This is a genomic window from Novosphingobium sp. THN1, from assembly GCF_003454795.1.
Lineage (GTDB): Bacteria > Pseudomonadota > Alphaproteobacteria > Sphingomonadales > Sphingomonadaceae > Novosphingobium.
Genome location: NZ_CP028347.1, coordinates 1,174,972 through 1,192,851, shown reverse-complemented (window position 1 = coordinate 1,192,851; position 17,880 = coordinate 1,174,972). Strand labels below are relative to the sequence as shown.

General features: G+C 65.5%; 15 protein-coding genes and 3 pseudogenes. 7 read left to right on the top strand and 11 right to left on the bottom strand.

Annotated elements, in window-relative coordinates; translation table 11 throughout:
• The first annotated feature begins 214 nt into the window (after positions 1-214).
• The 3 genes and pseudogenes from C7W88_RS05910 (at position 215) to fabI (ending at position 3,004) form a co-directional block, all read left to right on the top strand.
• Positions 215-1,157, top strand: a pseudogene (locus tag C7W88_RS05910) (DnaJ C-terminal domain-containing protein).
• 48 nt (positions 1,158-1,205) lie between these two features.
• A complete protein-coding gene (locus C7W88_RS05905; protein ID WP_118074605.1) occupies positions 1,206-2,204 on the top strand; it encodes a YihY/virulence factor BrkB family protein in 999 nt (332 codons plus the stop codon).
• Positions 2,201-3,004, top strand: a complete 804-nt coding sequence (gene fabI / locus C7W88_RS05900) for an enoyl-ACP reductase FabI (protein WP_118072861.1) — start codon at positions 2,201-2,203, stop codon at positions 3,002-3,004. Before C7W88_RS05905 ends, fabI begins: the two co-directional genes overlap by 4 nt.
• 19 nt (positions 3,005-3,023) lie before the next feature.
• Here the strand turns inward: fabI and C7W88_RS05895 are convergent, their stop codons facing one another.
• From C7W88_RS05895 to C7W88_RS05850, 9 genes and pseudogenes are all read right to left on the bottom strand, one after another.
• Positions 3,024-3,665 (bottom strand): hypothetical protein, encoded by a 642-nt coding sequence (locus tag C7W88_RS05895; protein ID WP_370073198.1) that lies wholly within the window; start codon positions 3,663-3,665, stop codon positions 3,024-3,026.
• Positions 3,666-3,749: 84 nt separating this feature from the next.
• Entirely contained in the window at positions 3,750-4,259 is a 510-nt protein-coding gene (locus tag C7W88_RS05890; protein WP_118072860.1) for a demethoxyubiquinone hydroxylase family protein, read from the bottom strand.
• Between the two features lies 1 nt (position 4,260).
• Positions 4,261-4,743: a disulfide bond formation protein B gene (locus C7W88_RS05885; protein ID WP_118072859.1), complete on the bottom strand. Its 483-nt coding sequence runs from the start codon at positions 4,741-4,743 to the stop codon at positions 4,261-4,263.
• 13 nt (positions 4,744-4,756) lie between these two features.
• Positions 4,757-6,100: a S41 family peptidase gene (locus tag C7W88_RS05880; RefSeq protein ID WP_118072858.1), complete on the bottom strand. Its 1,344-nt coding sequence runs from the start codon at positions 6,098-6,100 to the stop codon at positions 4,757-4,759.
• Between the two features lie 135 nt (positions 6,101-6,235).
• On the bottom strand, positions 6,236-7,450 hold the full coding sequence (locus C7W88_RS05875; protein WP_118072857.1) for a murein hydrolase activator EnvC: 1,215 nt from the start codon (positions 7,448-7,450) through the stop codon (positions 6,236-6,238).
• Between the two features lie 7 nt (positions 7,451-7,457).
• Positions 7,458-7,882 (bottom strand): annotated as a pseudogene (locus C7W88_RS05870) (23S rRNA (pseudouridine(1915)-N(3))-methyltransferase RlmH).
• A 95-nt stretch (positions 7,883-7,977) separates the two neighbouring features.
• Entirely contained in the window at positions 7,978-8,370 is a 393-nt protein-coding gene (gene rsfS / locus C7W88_RS05865; protein WP_118072856.1) for a ribosome silencing factor, read from the bottom strand.
• A 109-nt stretch (positions 8,371-8,479) separates the two neighbouring features.
• Positions 8,480-9,183: pseudogene (locus C7W88_RS05855) on the bottom strand (nicotinate-nucleotide adenylyltransferase).
• Positions 9,147-10,424 carry a glutamate-5-semialdehyde dehydrogenase gene (locus tag C7W88_RS05850; RefSeq protein ID WP_118074604.1) on the bottom strand — a complete coding sequence of 426 codons (1,278 nt, stop codon included), beginning with the start codon at positions 10,422-10,424 and terminating at the stop codon, positions 9,147-9,149. Before C7W88_RS05850 ends, C7W88_RS05855 begins: the two are co-directional and overlap by 37 nt.
• Positions 10,425-10,717: 293 nt before the next feature.
• Here C7W88_RS05850 and C7W88_RS05845 point away from each other — a divergent pair, with 293 nt between their 5' ends.
• Positions 10,718-12,232 carry a peptidoglycan DD-metalloendopeptidase family protein gene (locus C7W88_RS05845; protein ID WP_370073197.1) on the top strand — a complete coding sequence of 505 codons (1,515 nt, stop codon included), beginning with the start codon at positions 10,718-10,720 and terminating at the stop codon, positions 12,230-12,232.
• Between the two features lie 244 nt (positions 12,233-12,476).
• On the top strand, positions 12,477-13,181 hold the full coding sequence (locus C7W88_RS05835) for a DUF1013 domain-containing protein (protein WP_118072854.1): 705 nt from the start codon (positions 12,477-12,479) through the stop codon (positions 13,179-13,181).
• 181 nt (positions 13,182-13,362) lie between these two features.
• Here the strand turns inward: C7W88_RS05835 and C7W88_RS05830 are convergent, their stop codons facing one another.
• The gene (locus C7W88_RS05830) at positions 13,363-14,361 is read right to left on the bottom strand and encodes an NAD(P)H-quinone oxidoreductase (RefSeq protein WP_118072853.1); all 999 of its coding nucleotides are present in this window, start codon (positions 14,359-14,361) and stop codon (positions 13,363-13,365) included.
• A gap of 93 nt (positions 14,362-14,454) precedes the next feature.
• Here C7W88_RS05830 and C7W88_RS05825 point away from each other — a divergent pair, with 93 nt between their 5' ends.
• Positions 14,455-14,673 (top strand): DUF1192 family protein, encoded by a 219-nt coding sequence (locus tag C7W88_RS05825; RefSeq protein WP_118072852.1) that lies wholly within the window; start codon positions 14,455-14,457, stop codon positions 14,671-14,673.
• Positions 14,674-14,841: 168 nt separating this feature from the next.
• A complete protein-coding gene (gene clpA, locus C7W88_RS05820; RefSeq protein ID WP_118072851.1) occupies positions 14,842-17,205 on the top strand; it encodes an ATP-dependent Clp protease ATP-binding subunit ClpA in 2,364 nt (787 codons plus the stop codon).
• 76 nt (positions 17,206-17,281) lie between these two features.
• On the opposite strand, the gene C7W88_RS05815 is transcribed toward clpA, so the two are convergent.
• Positions 17,282-17,797, bottom strand: a complete 516-nt coding sequence (locus tag C7W88_RS05815) for an EF-hand domain-containing protein (protein WP_118072850.1) — start codon at positions 17,795-17,797, stop codon at positions 17,282-17,284.
• Positions 17,798-17,880 lie beyond the last annotated feature (83 nt).

The following is a 17,880-nucleotide window of genomic DNA, read 5'->3' as shown; positions in this document are numbered from 1 at the left end:
TCCTGAAAGGGGTTTACGGGGTTTACACAGTCCAGAGAAAACTCTCCGGCGGGGTTTTCTGAACGGCCGGGCTCCCTGCCTCGATGGGAAGTCTGGCTTGGCGGGAGGGGTTTTCCATGACCGGGATCAATTGCATGGGACCGGCCTACTCTTCTGCTGCGATGTAGGAAAGCCAACCTTGCGGGCAGGCCGCGCGCGCCCTAGCTAGAGAGCCATGGCCGATCCGTATTCCACCCTGGGCGTTCCCCGCAGCGCAAGCGAGAAGGACATCAAGTCTGCCTATCGCAAGCTGGCCAAGGAACTGCACCCGGACACCAACAAGGACAACCCCAAGGCAACGGAGCGCTTTTCCGAAGTGACCCGCGCCTATGACCTGCTGTCCGACAAGGACAAGCGGGCCAAGTTCGACCGTGGCGAAATCGACGCCGATGGCAACCCGACCGGCCCGTTCGGCGGCGGCTTCGGTGGCGGCGGCGGCTTCGGCGGGCATCAGGGCGGTTTCCGCCACGATGGCGGTTTCGAAGGCGGCTTCGGCGGGGGCCCCGACATCGGCGACATCTTCGAGGGGCTGTTCGGCGGGCGCGGCGGCATGGGTGGTATGGGCGGCATGGGAGGCGGCGCGCGCCGTGGCCCTCCCCCAAGGGCGCCAATGTGAACTACCGCCTGCAAGTCTCGTTCATCGACGCGGCAACGCGCGCGAACCAGCGCATCACCTTGTCTGACGGCAAGACGATCGATCTCAAGCTGCCTGCGGGGCTGGAAAGCGGCCAGCAGATGCGGCTGGCCGGCAAGGGCGAGCCCGGCCCGGCGGCAATGGCGATGCCATCGTCACGCTCGAGATCGGCAGCCACCCGTTCTACGAGCGCGACGGCGACAACATCCGGCTCGACCTGCCGATCAGCCTGGCCGAGGCGCTGAACGGCGCCAAGGTGAAGGTGCCGACTGTCGACGGCGCGGTCATGCTCACCGTTGCGCCGGGCAGTTCGAGCGGGCGCACGCTTCGCCTCAAGGGCAAGGGCTTTACCCGCAAGGACGGCACGCGCGGTGACCAGCTGGTGACGCTGCAGATCGATCTTCCGGCAGATGACGGGGACCTGAAAGCGCGTCTCGAGGGTTGGGCGGACATGCGCAACCTTCGTGACAAGCTTGGTGTCTGAGTGAACGCCCCCGGCCAGACCCCGCCGGGGCCCCGCCCACTTGTCGACATGCCGGATCTTTCGCCCGAAGCCCGGCGGCGTGAAGCACTGCGCTGGCGCTCGGGCCTTGCCGAGGCCCGCGAGAAGCTTGGCCCCGGCAGCAAGGCCTGGGAAGTGATCAAACGGGTGTGGACCGGCGTGTTCAACGACGGCTCGATCCATGCCGGCAATCTTGCCTACATGATCGTGATTGCGCTGTTCCCGTTCTTCATCACAGGGGCCGCGCTGTTCTCGTTCATCGGCGAGGCCAGCCAGCGCGCCGCCGCAATCGATACAGTGCTGATCGCCTTGCCTCCGGTCGTTGCGACGACGATCGAGCCCGTTGCCAGAAGCGTGATCGAGGCGCGGACCGGATGGCTGCTGTGGATCGGCGGAATCTTCGGCCTGTGGACGGTCGGCAGTCTGGTCGAGACGATCCGCGACATCTTGCGCCGCGCCTATGGCACGCGCTGGGAGCATGCCTTCTGGCGATACCGCCTGGCATCGACCGGAATCACGCTGGCGTCGGTTGTGCTGATTCTTCTCGCCATTTTCGCCCAGGTCGTGATCGGTGCGGCGCAGGAGGTGATCGAGGCGTGGCTGCCGCAATTTGCCGATCTGCTTGGCAGCCTTGCCCTGTCGCGCTTCATTCCGGCTGCGGTTCTTTATGGCGCGCTGTGGCTGCTGTTCATTTCGCTGACGCCCGGCGCCTATCGCGGGCGCGGCTATCCGAAGTGGCCGGGGGCGCTGTTCGTGACGGTCTGGTGGATCGTGGTGACGACGCTGCTGCCCACCGCCTTGCGGACGTTCTTTTCCTACGATCTGACCTATGGAAGTCTTGCCGGGGTGATGATCGCCCTTTTCTTTTTCTGGCTTGTGGGCTTAGGGATGGTTGTGGGGGCCGAACTCAACGCCGCACTTGCCGAAACGCCGGAAGAGCGCGACATGCTGGGCCAGGCTGACAATCGCGCACGCGCATCGCGCACAAGCGCCGGGAACGAGACAAGAAGCGAGAACACTGACGCATGACCGGACTTATGCAAGGCAAGCGCGGCCTGATCATGGGCCTCGCCAACGACAAGTCGCTCGCCTGGGGCATTGCCAAGCTGCTTCACGAACATGGCGCTGAACTGGCCTTTTCCTATCAGGGCGAGGCGCTGGAAAAGCGCGTGCGACCGCTGGCAGCGAGCCTTGGCAGCGATTTCCTGATCGAATGCGACGTGTCCGACATGGCCGCGCTCGACCAGACGTTCGAGACGCTGAAAGCCAGGTGGCCGACGATCGACTTCATCGTCCACGCCATCGGCTATTCGGACAAGACCCAGCTGCGCGGAAAGTTCTACGACACCACGCTCGACAATTTCCTGATGACCATGAACATCTCCGCCTACAGCCTGGTGGCGGTGACCAAGCGGGCCATGGAGATGATGCCGAACGGCGGTTCGATCCTGACGCTGACCTATTACGGCGCGGAGAAGGTCGTGCCGCACTACAACGTGATGGGCGTGGCCAAGGCGGCGCTGGAAACCAGCGTGAAGTACCTTGCCAACGACTGCGGGCCTTCGGGCGTGCGCGTGAATGCGATTTCGGCAGGACCGATCAAGACGCTGGCCGCCAGCGGCATCGGCGACTTCCGCTACATCCTCAAGTGGAACGAGCTGAACAGCCCGCTGCGCCGCAACGTGACCATCGAGGACGTGGGCGGCGCGGGCCTCTACCTGCTTTCGGACCTGTCATCGGGCGTGACCGGCGAGACGCATCATGTCGATGCCGGGTATCACACTGTTGGCATGAAGCAGGAAGACGCGCCGGATATCGCGCTGGGGTGATTTCGTTGGCGGGGTGATTTTACCGGCTATCGCCGGTGCCCACCCCCAACCCCTCCCGCCTGCGGGAGGGGAGAGCGCACAGTCGATCTTCAGGGCTGCGCAGGTGCGGGGTAGCCGGAGCCTGCTCCCCGGCTTGCTCCCGTTCGCGCTTCAGCCTTGCTTCGTATTCCTTCTCGATCTGCTCGACCCGCGCCTGTTCGGCGGCGGCATCGGCATCGATCGTCTCGAGACGCTTGGCGCGTTCTTCCTCGATCAGCTTGCCGAACTGGACGTCGGTGCTGTTCTTCTTCTCGGCATAGGCACGATCGATCAGGCGAGAAAGGCAGCCGGTGGCGCCGCCAGCGCCCACGGCCGAGCAGGAATTGGTGCCGAAGTTGCCAACCGTCTCATAAGCGCGGACCTTCTGGCTCCAGGCCTGATTGACAAGGGCGTTGGGATTGTCGCGCAGCGGCTTGGGAATGCGGAAGCGCTCTTCCTCTTCCTTGCGCGCGCAGACGGTGATCGTGCTGCCTTCGGACTTGGGGCAGGGATCGTCGCCATAGACGATCAGCTGGTTGACCTTCTCGCCCGAGGGATCGACCAGCGGCTGGTCCGCTTGCGCAAGGGCCGGAGCGGCAAAGGCGCTGGACAGCAGCAGGGCGGCAGGGATCAGGCGCTTCATCATCGGTCTCCGGTCAGGCTAGCCCCGATATAGGGCGCGCTGCCTGTGAATGGTAGATGAAGGAGCGCAGTTCCCTGCGCTGGATCAAATCCGCTTGGAAAGTGCAATGGCGGCGCGGCAGCCGAGGCGGATGGCGTGGAACAGCACTGGGTAGGCGGGCGCCTTTTCCGCGCCTGCCGCCAGCGCGGCATCGCGATGCTCGCGCTCATCATCGCGGAATTCGCGGATCATTGCGGCGAGTTCGGGGTCTTCGTCGCCCAGTTCATCGAGCTGTTCGGTGTAGTGCCGGTCAATCTCGGTCTCGATCGCGGCGGTGCAGGCCATCGCCGCTTCGGGGCCGATCAGGGCGGTGGCCGCGCCAAGGGCAAAGCCTGCTGCCGACCATACCGGCTGGAGTGCGGTGGGCCTGACGCCGCGTTTGGCGATCAGGGCGTCGAACTTTTCGCGGTGTCCGGCTTCCTGCTCGGCCATTGCGGCGATTTCTGCCGAATGCGGCGCGCGGTTGCCCATCACGGCAAGCTGGCCTGCGTAGATCCGCGTCGCGCCGAATTCGCCGGCCTGATCGACGCGCAGCATTTCGGCGAATTTGGTCATCTCACGCTCCCTTGCGGCTCTTGCCGAGCAGCGCAAACACGAGGATCGCGCCTGCTGTCGAGATCAGGAAATTGAACCCGGCGAGGCTGATTCCGAAGAGGTCCCATGGGGCAACATCACAGCGCACGACCGGGGCATTCATGATCGCATCCAAGGGATTGCCGCCGCTAGCAACGGTCGAGCAAGCGGTGACGCCTTCCCACCAGCCATGTTCGACGCCGGCATGAAACCCGCCGATCAGGCCGGAAATGCCGATGGCGGTGGCGGCGAGCGTCACTGCCAGATCGCCGGAGCCCTTCCCCTTCATCGTCAGCGCCAGAAGCGCCAACACGATCGCGGCGATATGCGGATAGCGCTGCCACCAGCACATCTGGCAGGGGTAGAGCCCGAACACGAATTGCGAGATCAGCGCTCCGCCCATCAGCGCGGCGGGAATGATCACGGCAAGCGCGTAGGCGGCGTTGCGAGACTGCTGCGAAGTCATGGGCAGCGCCTTATTAGCGCTTCATCTTCGCTGCAAGCGCGGCGCGCGGCTGGGTCCGGTTCAGGGTCTGCACGGCGTAGTACAGCTGGAAATCCTTGATGTCCTTCGCCTTCAGCTCTTCCGGCGTCATCTTGAAGCGCGGGTCCTCGATCTTGTCCTTCTCGAGGTCCTTGTCCTCGAGCTTGATCTCGTTGATCAGGTGGCCGCGCAGGTCGCTCTCGCGGTAGGAGCGCAGCTGGCGCTTGCGCAGGTCGGGGTCGGAAATCTGCGGCACGGTGATATCGGGATCGATGCCGCCTTCCTGCACGCTGCGGCCCGAAGGCGTGTAGTAGCGCGCGGTGGTGAGCTTGACGGCGGTATCGCGCGTGAGCGGGATCAGCGTCTGCACGCTGCCCTTGCCGAAGCTGCGCTGGCCCATGACCACGGCGCGGTGCTGGTCCTGCAGGGCCCCTGCGACGATTTCCGACGCCGAGGCCGAGCCTTCGTCGATCAGCACGATCATCGGAATGCCCTTGGCGATATCGCCCTTGGTGTCGATCTCTGCCGGGTAGACCTCGGTATCGCGGGCATAGCGGCCGCGCTGCGAGACGATCGTGCCCTTGTCGAGGAACAGGTCCGACAGGGCCACGGCTTCATCGAGCAGGCCACCGGGGTTGCCGCGCAGGTCGAGCACGAGGCCGGTGACCTTGCCGCCGGACTTCGCCTTGGCATCGTTCCAGGCGCGCTGGACCGAAGCGCCGACGTCGGCGCTGAAGCTGGAGACCGAAATGACGGCGACATTGCCCTTCATTTCGAGCTCGACGGGCTTCAATTCGATGATCTTGCGCGTGATGGTGACATCGAACGGTTCGTCGCGGCCGGGTCGGAAGACGCTGAGCTTGATCTGCGTGCCCGGAACGCCGCGCATCTGATCGACCGCCTCGTCCAATGAGCCACCGTAGATCAGCTTGCCGTCGAGGTGGGTGATAAAGTCGCCCGCCTTGATCCCGGCGAGGTCTGCCGGGCTGCCCTTGGTCGGCGCGATGACCTTGACCGCGCCGTCGTCCATGGTGACCGACAGGCCCAGCCCGCCATAGGAGCCTTCGGTCTGCGTGCGCAGGTTCTCGAAATCGCGGGCGTCGAGATAGGCGCTGTGCGGATCGAGCGTGGCGAGCATGCCGTCGATCGCGCCCTTGAGCAGCTTGTCGTCGTCGACCGGCTCGACATAGCTGGACTTGATCCGTTCGTAGACGGCCATGAGCTTGCCGAACTCGGGGCCGGACTTGGCGTCGACGGCGGCAAGGCCGGTGGTCGCGGCAGGGATCAGCGCAACAGCGGTAACGAGCGCGGTTGCGCGCAGCAGTGGGGCGAACTTCATGTGCCCGGGGCCTTTCGCGAAGAGGCAATCATTGCAGCGGTTCTATAACCGGCTCTGAATTAACACCAGATGAGGTTTTGGGACAGGGCGAGCCCGCTTCGTCGACAAACTGCAGATGGCGTCCGACCAGCGTCGTCAGCCGCGCACGTCGAGCGGGTTTACCGGGGTGCCATCGCGGCGCAGCTCGACCGTGAGGACCGGACGGCCCGGCCCGGCGATTCCCAGTGGTGAGCCTTGCACGACCTTGTCACCCACCCGCGCGGCAACGCGGCCGAGATTGGTGACGAGCGTGGTCCAGCCGCCGGAATGTTCGACGATGACTATGGTGCCGTAGCCGCGATAGGGCCCGGCAAAGGCGACGCGGCCATCGGCGGGGGAGACGACTTGCGCGCCTCCCGCAGGCGCGAGCGAAACGCCCGTTGTCAGGCCCGTAGGCGACTGCGCGCCGAAGCCCGAGACGAGTCGGCCCGAGACCGGCATGATCCAGGCGAGCTTCGGCGTGGATGTAGCGAGGAGCGGCGGCGGCGCGTCCAGCACCTTGAGTACCTCGCCCGGACGAACCGGCGGCAGCACCGGGCCGGGGAGTGCGGCAAGTTGCTGGCGCAAGGCACCGTCGGCTTCGAGCTTGCCCATCAGGCCGGACAGGTCGCGGGTCTGTTCGGCCAGCGCCAGGGTACGATCGGATTCCTGCGCGGCAACGCCCTGCGCCGCGCGCGATGCCAGCCGCTGGCGGCTCTCAAGGGCGGCAAGTTCGGTGCGGCGGGCGCCGAGGGACTTTTCGCCTTCGCGCAATTGCTGCGCGGCGAGACGCGCTTCATCCTGCAGCTTGCGACCGCGCACGATTTCGGCGCGCAGGGAGGCAGTGCGCCGCTGCACTTCGGGGAGCATGGTCTCCATCACTGCGCGCAGGTGGATGGTGTCGCGCACCGAATCGGCGCGGACGAGACTGAAAGCGAGCGGGCGACGGGCCATCATCTGCAGTGCCGCTGTCAGCCGCACGACCGGCTCCTGCCGCTCGGCCATGCGACTGCGCAAGGTTTCGCGCTGGCGATCGATCAGCACGATCTTCGCCTGCGCCAGCTGGATCTCTGCCTCGGACTGCTGGATGCGGGCAGCGACAGCGGCGGCTTCGCGCGCCGTGCGGTCCGCCTCGGCGGTAACCTTGCGCGCGGCCTGTTCGAGCTGTTCGGCGCGGCTGCGCGATTGGGCCAGTGCCTGCCCCGCACGGCGCAGCACCTCGCGGGCCTCACCGGCATCGGCATAGGGCGTGGCCTGCTGCGCCGTGACCTGCCAGCCCAACACGCCAGCCAGCGACAGGCATATGAAGGCAAAGGCAAGGCGTGACGTCATGCCGCCACTATCCTTCGCGGTGATAGGGATGGCCAGCGAGAATGCTGGTCGCGCGCCAGAGCTGTTCGGCGAGCATGGCGCGCGCCATCATGTGCGGCCAGGTGGCCTTGCCAAAGGCAATGAGCAGGTCGGCGGAATCGCGCAAAGGGTCATCATGACCGTCCGCCGCGCCGATCAGGAAGCGGCATTCGCGTACGCCATCATCGCGCCACCGGCCAAGGATTGCCGCGAACTCGCTTGAGGTCAGCTGCTTGCCGCGTTCATCAAGCGCGACAGTGCGGGCGGGCGTCTGCGATGGTGGGGGATGGAGCCGCCCCGGTCGGGCAGCTCGGTCATCTTCCAGCCCCACGAAATGCGCTTGGCATAACGCTCGACCAGCTCGGCCTCGGGCGAACGACCGATCTTTCCGCGGGCGATGACGTGGAGCAGCATGGGCGGGGTCTAGCGGGATTTACACCGCAAGAGAATCCCCTGGCGAAAATGCAGCCGCAAGCCCTTGGCGGATGCCAAGGGCGCACTTCACGAACTCACGCCGCGCCAGCGTCTCCGAAGGCCCACATGCGTTCGAGGTTGTAGAACGTGCGCACTTCCGGGCGGAAAATGTGGACGACCACGTCGCCCGCATCGATCAGCACCCAGTCTGCCGCGGGAAGCCCTTCGATCCGCACGTGGCCGAAACCGCCGTGCTTGATGCGCTCGGCCAGCTTCTGCGCCATTGCGGCGACCTGACGGGTCGATCGGCCCGAGGCGATCACCATGTAATCGGCAACGGAGCTCTTGCCCTCAAGCGGGATGGAAACCACCTCCTGCGCCTGATCGTCGTCAAGCGACTTCAGCACGAGATCGTGCAGCGCGGCGGGGGTGTAAGGAGTCTTGGGTGCGGTGCCGGCATTGGCCGACAGCGGTTGTACGCTGGTCATGATGCGCGAAATGGCCTCCGTGGCTCAAGAGTCAAGTGATAACGGTTGGAACGCGCAAGAGTTTCTATGCTCCGCCCCGTGGCGGAACATGGATCAAGGTATTGCGCGGTCAGGGTTTTCCTCGCTTGATAAGGCCCCGATTGATCCGGCGATGCGTGACGGCATCGCGCATGGCCGCATTGCCATAGCGGCGTGACCAATCAGGGTCATTTGCGCGAATCGCGCTGGCAGACCGATGGTCAGGATCGAAGCGAAGAATGGTCAGCGCCGGAGCGCTCCGCATTGCGCCGGAGACGAACTGTCCGGGCCGCTGGCGCCAGCGGCGCAGCCAGGCCATGGCAGGACTTGCCAAGGCAGCCGAATCATAACCCGGACGCGCGATCACCGCAATCGGCATCTCGCGGGCGATCTGCCGCCAGTGTTTCCACTTGTGGAACTGGGCAAGGTTGTCAGCCCCATCAGCCAGATGAAGCGGCGTCTTGGATAGCGCCGCTTGATCGCGCGCAGGGTGTCGACAGTGAAGCGCGTGCCGAGTTCACGCTCGATCGCGGTGGCGCGGATCGGGGCGTTGCGGCTTTGCCGGCGGGCCGAGGCCAGCCGCGCTTCGACAGGCGCCATGCCCTGTACCGGTTTGAGCACGTTGCCGGGCGAGACCAGCCACCACACCTCGTCCAGCCCCAGCGCTTGAATCGCGAAGAGCGTGACGCGGCGGTGGCCGCCGTGCGCGGGGTTGAAGCTGCCGCCGAACAGGCCGGTCAGGGGTGCAGCGGGATTCCTCAGGGTCTCACTTGCCCCGAACCGCGGACCAGCCACTTGTAGGTGGTGAGGCCTTCGAGCGCGACCGGGCCGCGTGCATGGAGGCGCCCGGTAGCGATGCCGATTTCCGCGCCAAGGCCGAATTCGCCACCATCGGCGAACTGGCTGGAGGCGTTGTGCATGACGATCGCACTGTCGACTTCGGTGAGGAAGCGGTCGGCCACGGCCTGATCCTCGGTGACGATGGCGTCGGTATGGCCCGAGGCATGGGCGGAGACGTGCGCCAGTGCTTCATCGAGGCCGTCGACCACGGCGACCGAGAGGATGGCGTCGAGATATTCGGTGTCCCAGTCGTTCGCGGTGACAGGCACGATGCGCGGATCGATGGCGCGGGCGCGGGCATCGCCGCGCAGCTCGCAACCTGCATCGAGCAGCGGTTCGACAAGGCCGTGCGGATCGGGATAGGTCGCATCGATCAGCAGCGTTTCCATCGCCCCGCAGATGCCGGTGCGGCGCATCTTGGCGTTGAGCACGATCGCCTTGGCCATGGCGGGATCGGCAGCGGCGTGGACGAAGGTGTGATTGATGCCATCGAGGTGGGCGAGAACCGGCACGCGGGCATCGGCCTGGACGCGTGCGACGAGGCTCTTGCCGCCGCGCGGCACGATCATGTCGATCAGGCCAGCGGCGGCGAGCATGGCACCAACGGCGGCGCGGTCCTGCGTGGGCATGAGCTGGACGGCATCGGCGGGCACGCCGCCTTCGACGAGGCCAGCGACCAGCGCCTTGTGGATCGCGCGGTTGGAGTGGACGGCCTCGGAGCCGCCGCGCAGGATCGTGGCGTTGCCGGAGCGGACGCAGAGCGCAGCGGCATCGGCGGTCACGTTGGGGCGGCTTTCGTAGATGATGCCGATCACGCCGACGGGAATGCGCAGGCGCTGCAACACCATGCCGTTGGGGCGCGCGGCCTCCGAAATGACTTCGCCGACGGGATCGGCAAGGCTGGCCACCTGTTCGACCGCATCGGCGATCCCGGCAAGCCGCTCCGGCGTCAGCTTGAGGCGATCGAGCATGGCGCCGGTGAGGCCGTTCGCCTCGCCATTGGCCATGTCCTGCGCATTGGCGGCGAGGATTTCGGCCTCGGCAGTGCGCAGGGCTGCAGCGGCAAGTTTGAGCGCGCGCTCCTTGGCTGGCGAATCCATCCGCGCCAGCTGGCGCTGCGCCGTGCGGGCGGCGCGGGCGAGGCCTTCGACCAGATCGGTCACGGATTCGGGCTGCTGTGCGGGCTGACTGGACATGGGCTGCGCACTAGCACCGCGATTGTCGCGTGTCATCCGGATGGGAGCACAAGAGGGCGAGTCGAAATCTTCGAGAGCGCGAATTGTGCGCCTGCTTACACCGCTGCAAACGATTCATCGGGGGAGTCACACGATTCAGCGCGTCTTGCCCGATTCGGATTCGCCAGCCGGGAACCCGACGTCTAGTCCGCGCCGCGACGGGATCTGAATTAACCAAAACCACGCAGATATACGACGGGGGTCGCCTGCCTGTGCCATCGATAAAGCCTGCCCGCTTTGCGGCTGCGCCAGCTGTGGCCAGCGCTGTCGCCCGTGTGCGCAGCTGGTTTCCGGAGCGCGAGTTCTTCATGCGCTCGCAGGGTCAGGTCCGCTTCATCCGCATTTCCTCGCGCCTGCAGATGACCGTGGCCGGTGGCGTTGCGGCGGCGGTGCTGCTCTGGCTGGTGGTCATGGCGGCGACGTTGTTCTCGCAGTTCACCGCCGCGCGCGATCACGCCGCACTGCTCGAGCGTGAGGCGGCAGTCGCTTCGGCCGAGAGCCGGGTGGCGAAGTATCGCGGCGGGCTGGAAGGCGTGGCGGACGACCTCGATCGTCGCCAGGACTTCATCGAGAAGGCGATCGAAGGCACGATCGGCGAGCTGCCCAAGGACCTGCCGCAAGGCACCGTATCCGACAGCAGCGGCGAAGCGCAGAAAACCGTGCGCAAGATCTCGATGGAATTGCCTGAAGCGCGGCGCCTTGCCGAAGTGGAAGCGCGCCAGCTGGCCTTCATCGAACGCCTCACCCGCTTTGCCGATGCGCGTTCGGCGCAGGCGGAGACGGCGATCCGGCGCGTCGGGCTCAACCCGGCGATGCTGCGCGCTGCTTCGCGCGAAGGCCAGGGCGGCCCGCTGATCCGCCTGTTCACCGGCAACGATGACAGCGTGGATCCTCGCTTTGCCCGCCTTGGTGCCAGCCTCGAGCGGATGGCCGCGCTGGAAAAGGGGCTGCGGCGTATCCCGAACACCCTGCCTGCCAGCCTCGAGTACATTTCGAGCGGCTTCGGTTACCGTTCGGACCCGTTCACCGGTGGTCCGGCGTTTCATGCCGGGCTCGATTTCCGCGGCCCCGTCGGCGCGCCGATCTATTCGGCGGCGGCAGGCACGGTCAGCTTCGTCGGCCAGCGCCAGGGTTACGGCAATGTTGTCGAAGTCAGCCACGGCAACGGGCTGATGACGCGCTACGCCCACATGTCGCGCACAGCCGCGCGGATCGGCCAGAAGGTCGACGCCGGCAGCGAGATCGGCAAGATCGGTAACACCGGGCGCTCGACCGGGCCCCACCTCCATTTCGAAGTGCGGATCAATGACCGTCCGGTCAATCCGCGCCCCTTCCTTGAGGCAAACAGGCATGTTCAGGAAATCCGCGCCGGAAACGCCGCGCACCGCGTCAACAATCTTGGGGGAGGTAATTCAGCAATGGCCGCGACTTTCTCCGTGCTGGGTGCCGACGTTGCCGTGAAGGGCGATCTTTCGGCGACGGCGGACCTCCACATCGACGGCAGCGTCGAGGGCGACATCACTTGCGCCGCGCTCGTGCAGGGCGAGAAGAGCACCGTCACCGGCGCGATCAAGGCCAAGAGTGCGCGGCTTTCGGGCACGGTGCACGGGTCTATCGAGGCGGGCGAGCTGGTGATCCTCAAGACCGCGCGCATCCACGGCGATGTGAGCTACGACGCGCTGACCATCGAGCAGGGCGCGCAAGTCGATGGGCGCTTCGCCCATCGCGTCCATGCGGGCGAGGAGCCGTCGCTGACTCTGGTCAGCTGAGGGTTCTTTGTCTGGTGCGCCCCTGACATCCGTCAGGGGCTTGCGGCACCGGCCCGCTCCCTCGCCCGGCCACCCAGATCCTGCCGCAAAGGGCGTCCGGGCAGCGGAGCGGGCCGGTGCCGCAACTCTTTTCTTGCCGATTCGCCATTCCCGGCTTACATCGGCGAGGTTCAAGGCCGCTCCGCGAGGGGCGGCCCTTATTGTATCCGCTTTTTGCGGGACCGCTTTTTTCGGGAGATTGTCCGTGAGCAACCAGCCCACGTATCCGCTGATGCCGCACGCCACTGCGTCCTGGCTCGTCGACAACACCGCCCTGACCTTCGAGCAGATCGCCGAGTTCTGCGGCCTTCACATCCTTGAAGTGCAGGCCATGGCCGATGACCTTGCCGGGCAGAAGTACACCGGGCGCGATCCGATCCACTCGGGCGAGCTGAACCAGGCCGAAATCGACAAGGGCCAGGCAAACCCCGAGTACAAGCTCAAGATGCAGCGTGCGCCGATCTCGGTCAGCCGCACCAAGGGCCCGCGCTATACGCCGGTTTCGAAGCGCCAGGACAAGCCCGACGGCATCGCCTGGATCCTGCGCAACCATCCGGAAGTTTCGGACGCGCAGATCGGCAAGCTGATCGGCACGACGCGCACCACCATCGCCGCGATCCGCGATCGCAGCCACTGGAACATCGGCAACATCAATCCCAAGGACCCGGTGACGCTGGGCCTGTGCTCGCAGCGCGAACTCGATTCGCTGGTGGCCAAGGCTGCCAAGAAGGCCGGCATCGAGGACAACGGCGAAGCCGCGCTGCGCCTTGGCACCGACCGTGAAGCGCTGATCGAGGAGCTGCGCGCGGAGCGTCAGGCCTCGGCCAAGGCTGCTTCCGAAGCGGCGCAGGAAGCTGAAGCGGCCGCATGGCTTGCCGCGCGCCGCGCTGAAGGTATTTCGGACAGCTGAGCTTTCGGCTGATTGCTGAATTGAGAAGGGCCGCCCTTGCGAAAGGGCGGCCCTTTTTGTTGGCTATCGCCAATGCCCACCCCTGACCCCTCCCGCCTGCGGGAGGGGAGTTATAGCGCAGTGCTCTTAGCCCCCTCCCGCAAGCGGGAGGGGTTGGGGGTGGGCATCGCACGCAGCGCGATTAAACTGCCAGCACGATCTTGCCGATGTGGCTGCCCTGTTCCATGCGGGCGTGGGCGGCGGATGCTTCAGCCAAGGCAAAGGTCCGGTCCATGATCGGGCGCAATTCTCCGGTGGCGACGAGCGGCCAGACCGTCTCGCGGATTTCGGACGCCAGCGCCGCCTTGAAGGCCTTTGACCGCGGGCGCAGCGTCGAGCCGGTGAGCGTGAGGCGGCGGCGCATGACTTCGGCCATGTTGAGTTCCGCCTTGACCCCGCCTTGCACCGCGATCGTGACGTGGCGGCCATCATCGGCGAGGCACTTGAGATTGCGCGCCACGTAATCACCGGCGACCATATCGAGAACCATGTCCACACCGCGGCCTGCGGTGATGCGCTTGACCTCTTCCACGAAATCGGCGGCCTTGTAGTCGATCGCATGGGCCGCGCCGATCTCGAGCGCCTGGGCGCACTTCTCCGACCCGCCGGCGGTGACGATCACCGTCACGCCGAACAGCTTGCAGAGCAGGACCGCCATCGAGCCGATACCGCTGGTGCCGCCATGGACGAGGATCGTTTCGCCCGGCGCTGCCATGCCGCGTTCGAACACGTTGTGCCACACGGTGAACAGCGTTTCCGGAATCGCCGCAGCCTCTGCCATGGAAAGGCCGGTTGGCACCTGGAGACACTGCGCGGCTTCGGCGATGCAGTACTCGGCGTAGCCGCCGCCCGCCACGAGCGCGCAGACCATGGTGCCGGTGAAAGGCCAGGTCACCCCTTCGCCCATCGCGACGACCTGACCTGACACTTCGAGGCCTGGCAGGGGCGAGGCATCGGGCGGCGGGGGATAGAAGCCCTGGCGCTGGATGACATCGGGGCGATTCACGCCCGCAAAGGCCACCTTGACCAGCACCTGTCCGGGTCCGGGCACCGGAATCGGAACGCTTTCCGGCCGCAGGACCTCGGGCCCGCCGGGTGCGTCCCAGCCGATTGCCGTCATTGTTGCAGGAATGCCGCTCATCCACCGCCCTTGTCGTTATCGAATACCAATTTGCCCTTGGCTAACCATGCAAGGCGTTGACAGCAAGGCACTGCAGTGCCCAAACTGCCCGGAATGGACATTGATGAGCGCCCTCGCCCGAAAGGGGACCTGGCCAGCCAGCTGGCAACCGAAGTGCTCGACCCTTATTCGCACGACGAACTGAACGAGCGCATTCGCCTGCTCGAACTCGAGATCATGCGCACTGTCGCCCACCGCGACAAGGCGAGCGCCCATCGCGCTGCGGCCGAAGCGCTGTTCCGAACGCCTCCACCATCAGGCGAGGCAGGATGAATTCGCGCGCCCTTCCCTTTGCCGAAGGGCGTTACCATATCTCACGATATACGGGTGTCTTTCAGGCATCTGTTCTCACCCTCACACGTGGTTTAGCCCGGGTTAATAACGCGTGTGCACTCTCCATGTCGGAGAACCCACCGGCGCAAGCCAGAAAGTAGCCGCAACATGCCCAGTTTCGCCCAGAGTCTCGAGAAAACGCTGCACACCGCGCTCGCCAACGCGTCCGAGCGCAGCCACGAGTACGCGACTCTCGAGCATCTCCTGCTGGCCCTGATCGACGATCCGGACGCGGCGCAGGTCATGCAGGCTTGCGGCGTGGACCTCGGCGATCTGGGTGACGTGGTGCGCCAGTACCTCGATCAGGAATACCAGTCGCTCAAGACCCAGGAGAAGGCCGATCCGCAGCCGACCGCCGGGTTCCAGCGGGTGATCCAGCGCGCCATCCTTCACGTGCAGTCCTCGGGCAAGGACACCGTGACAGGAGCGAACGTGCTGGTAGCGCTGTTCTCCGAGCGTGATTCATACGCCGTCTACTTCCTGCAGCAGCAGGACATGAGCCGCCTCGACGCGGTCAGCTTCATCAGCCACGGCATCGGCAAGGGCGGTCGCCAGGTCGAAGGCCGCACGCCCAAGGGCGCAGAGGAGGAGGCTCCCAAGCAGCAGGAAGAGAAGGCTGACGCCAAGGGCCAGAAGAAGGAAACCGCGCTCGACCAGTTCTGCGTCAACCTCAACGAGAAGGCGCTGAACGGCAAGGTCGATCCGCTGATCGGACGTGGCCCCGAAGTGGACCGGACCATCCAGATCCTGTGCCGCCGTTCCAAGAACAACCCGCTCTATGTGGGCGATCCGGGCGTGGGCAAGACCGCGATTGCCGAGGGCCTTGCCCGCAAGATCGTCGAAGGCGAAGTGCCCGAAGTGCTGTCCGAAGCGGTGATCTACTCGCTCGACATGGGCTCGCTGCTGGCCGGTACGCGCTATCGCGGTGACTTCGAGGAGCGCCTCAAGCAGGTCGTCTCGGAGCTCGAGAAGATGCCGCACGCGGTGCTGTTCATCGACGAGATCCACACCGTGATCGGTGCCGGGGCCACCAGCGGCGGCGCGATGGATGCCTCGAACCTGCTGAAGCCCGCGCTTTCGGGCGGGACGATCCGCTGCATCGGATCGACCACCTACAAGGAGTTCCGCAACCACTTCGAAAAGGACCGCGCCCTGCTCCGCCGGTTCCAGAAGATCGACGTGAACGAGCCGACCATCGAGGACACGATCAAGATCCTGCGTGGCCTGCGCACCGCGTTCGAGGAACACCACAAGGTCAAGTACACGCCCGATGCGATCAAGACCGCGGTCGAGCTTTCGGCGCGCTACATCAACGACCGCAAGCTGCCCGACAAGGCGATCGACGTGATCGACGAAGTGGGCGCGATGCAGATGCTGGTGCCGCCGAACAAGCGCAAGAAGACAATCACCGCGCGCGAGATCGAACAGGTCATCGCAACGATGGCGCGCATTCCGCCCAAGTCGGTCAGCTCCGACGACAAGAAGGTGCTCGAACATCTCGAGCGCGATCTGAAGCGTCTGGTGTTCGGCCAGGACAAGGCGATCGAGGTCCTGTCGTCGGCAATGAAGCTGAGCCGTGCGGGCCTGCGCGATGCGGACAAGCCGATCGGCTCATTCCTGTTCTCCGGCCCCACCGGCGTCGGCAAGACCGAAGTTGCCCGCAGCCTCGCCCAGATCATGGGCATCCCGCTGCAGCGCTTCGACATGTCCGAATATATGGAGCGCCATTCGGTCAGCCGCCTGATCGGTGCCCCTCCGGGCTATGTCGGGTTCGATCAGGGCGGTCTGCTCACCGATGCGATCGACCAGCAGCCGCACTGCGTCCTGCTGCTCGACGAGATCGAGAAGGCGCACCCGGACCTGTTCAACATCCTGCTGCAGGTGATGGACAACGGCCGACTGACCGACCACCACGGCAAGACGGTGGACTTCCGCAACGTGGTCCTGATCATGACCACCAATGCGGGCGCTTCGGACATGGCGCGCCAAGGCATCGGCTTTGGCGACGTGTCGAAGGCCGACGCGGGTGACGAGGCGGTGAAGAAGATGTTCACGCCCGAATTCCGCAACCGTCTCGATGCGATCGTGCCGTTCGGTTACCTGCCGCCCGAGGTTGTCAGCCGCGTGGTCGACAAGTTCGTGCTGCAGCTCGAACTGCAGCTGGCCGAACAGAACGTCCACATCCAGTTCGATGCCGATGCGCGCAGCTGGCTGGCCAAGAAGGGCTATGACAAGCTTTACGGCGCCCGCCCGATGGCCCGCCTGATCCAGGAGAAGGTCAAGAAGCCGCTCGCCGAGGAACTGCTGTTCGGCAAGCTGGCCAATGGCGGCGAAGTCCACGTCAGCCTTAAGGAGGACGCGCTGTCCTTCGAACTGACGCCGGCTGCGCCCAAGCTGGTCAAGAAGAAGGCCAGGAAGGGCAAGGCGGGAAGCGCGGCGACCGAAGAGCCGAGCGCGGACGAAGCCGAATAGGCTTCAGGGCTGTAAATGAACAAAGGGGCGGCATCGCGAGGTGCCGCCCCTTCTCGTTGTTCTCAGGGTCGTCACACTACGGCGCCTGCGGCGGCGCGGGATGAGGGGCGTCCCATTCGGCGCGGCTGACCATGCCATCGCCATTCCGGTCGATCATCGAGAAGCGGGCATTGTTGAAGGCCATCCATTCGGACAGGGTCAGTTTTCCGTCGCCATCGGCATCGGCCACGTTCAGCAGCACCTGCGGAGTCAGCCCGTCGATCTCGGCCAGCATTGCAGCGCCCGCGCGGAGCTGGTCCGCATCGAGATTGCCGTTCTGCTTCAGGTCCATCATCTCGAACAGGGTCTGCGCCCCTTGTGCATATTCCGCGCTGGAGATCGCGCCATCGCGCGCGGCGTCGAGCCGGGCGAAGTCAGCGAGCGGATTGGCAGCGAGGGGCACTGACGTAACGGCTGGTTCGGGCGCAGCAATCGCCGGGATCGAAGCGGTAGGCGAGACATCGGGCCCGGTCTCCTTCTCCTTGCCGTCGCACCCGGCCAGCAGCAGGGCGGCGCATAGTGGCGCGAGGAGCATCGTGCTTTTGCGGAGCATGGCTTGTCTCCCGGATCGTCTGTTAAAGGGCGGGCGAAAGCTAACCCGGTGACCTGAACCTTGCCTGTCCCGCGCGCGGAATG

Coding starts and splice junctions, on each gene's coding strand:
- C7W88_RS05905 (WP_118074605.1), top strand. CDS start 1,206: ATGCCGGATCTTTCGCCCGAAGCCCGGCGGCGTGAAGCACTGCGCTGG.
- fabI (WP_118072861.1), top strand. CDS start 2,201: ATGACCGGACTTATGCAAGGCAAGCGCGGCCTGATCATGGGCCTCGCC.
- C7W88_RS05895 (WP_370073198.1), bottom strand. CDS start 3,665: ATGAAGCGCCTGATCCCTGCCGCCCTGCTGCTGTCCAGCGCCTTTGCC.
- C7W88_RS05890 (WP_118072860.1), bottom strand. CDS start 4,259: ATGACCAAATTCGCCGAAATGCTGCGCGTCGATCAGGCCGGCGAATTC.
- C7W88_RS05885 (WP_118072859.1), bottom strand. CDS start 4,743: ATGACTTCGCAGCAGTCTCGCAACGCCGCCTACGCGCTTGCCGTGATC.
- C7W88_RS05880 (WP_118072858.1), bottom strand. CDS start 6,100: ATGAAGTTCGCCCCACTGCTGCGCGCAACCGCGCTCGTTACCGCTGTT.
- C7W88_RS05875 (WP_118072857.1), bottom strand. CDS start 7,450: ATGACGTCACGCCTTGCCTTTGCCTTCATATGCCTGTCGCTGGCTGGC.
- rsfS (WP_118072856.1), bottom strand. CDS start 8,370: ATGACCAGCGTACAACCGCTGTCGGCCAATGCCGGCACCGCACCCAAG.
- C7W88_RS05850 (WP_118074604.1), bottom strand. CDS start 10,424: ATGTCCAGTCAGCCCGCACAGCAGCCCGAATCCGTGACCGATCTGGTC.
- C7W88_RS05830 (WP_118072853.1), bottom strand. CDS start 14,361: ATGAGCGGCATTCCTGCAACAATGACGGCAATCGGCTGGGACGCACCC.
- C7W88_RS05825 (WP_118072852.1), top strand. CDS start 14,455: ATGGACATTGATGAGCGCCCTCGCCCGAAAGGGGACCTGGCCAGCCAG.
- clpA (WP_118072851.1), top strand. CDS start 14,842: ATGCCCAGTTTCGCCCAGAGTCTCGAGAAAACGCTGCACACCGCGCTC.
- C7W88_RS05815 (WP_118072850.1), bottom strand. CDS start 17,797: ATGCTCCGCAAAAGCACGATGCTCCTCGCGCCACTATGCGCCGCCCTG.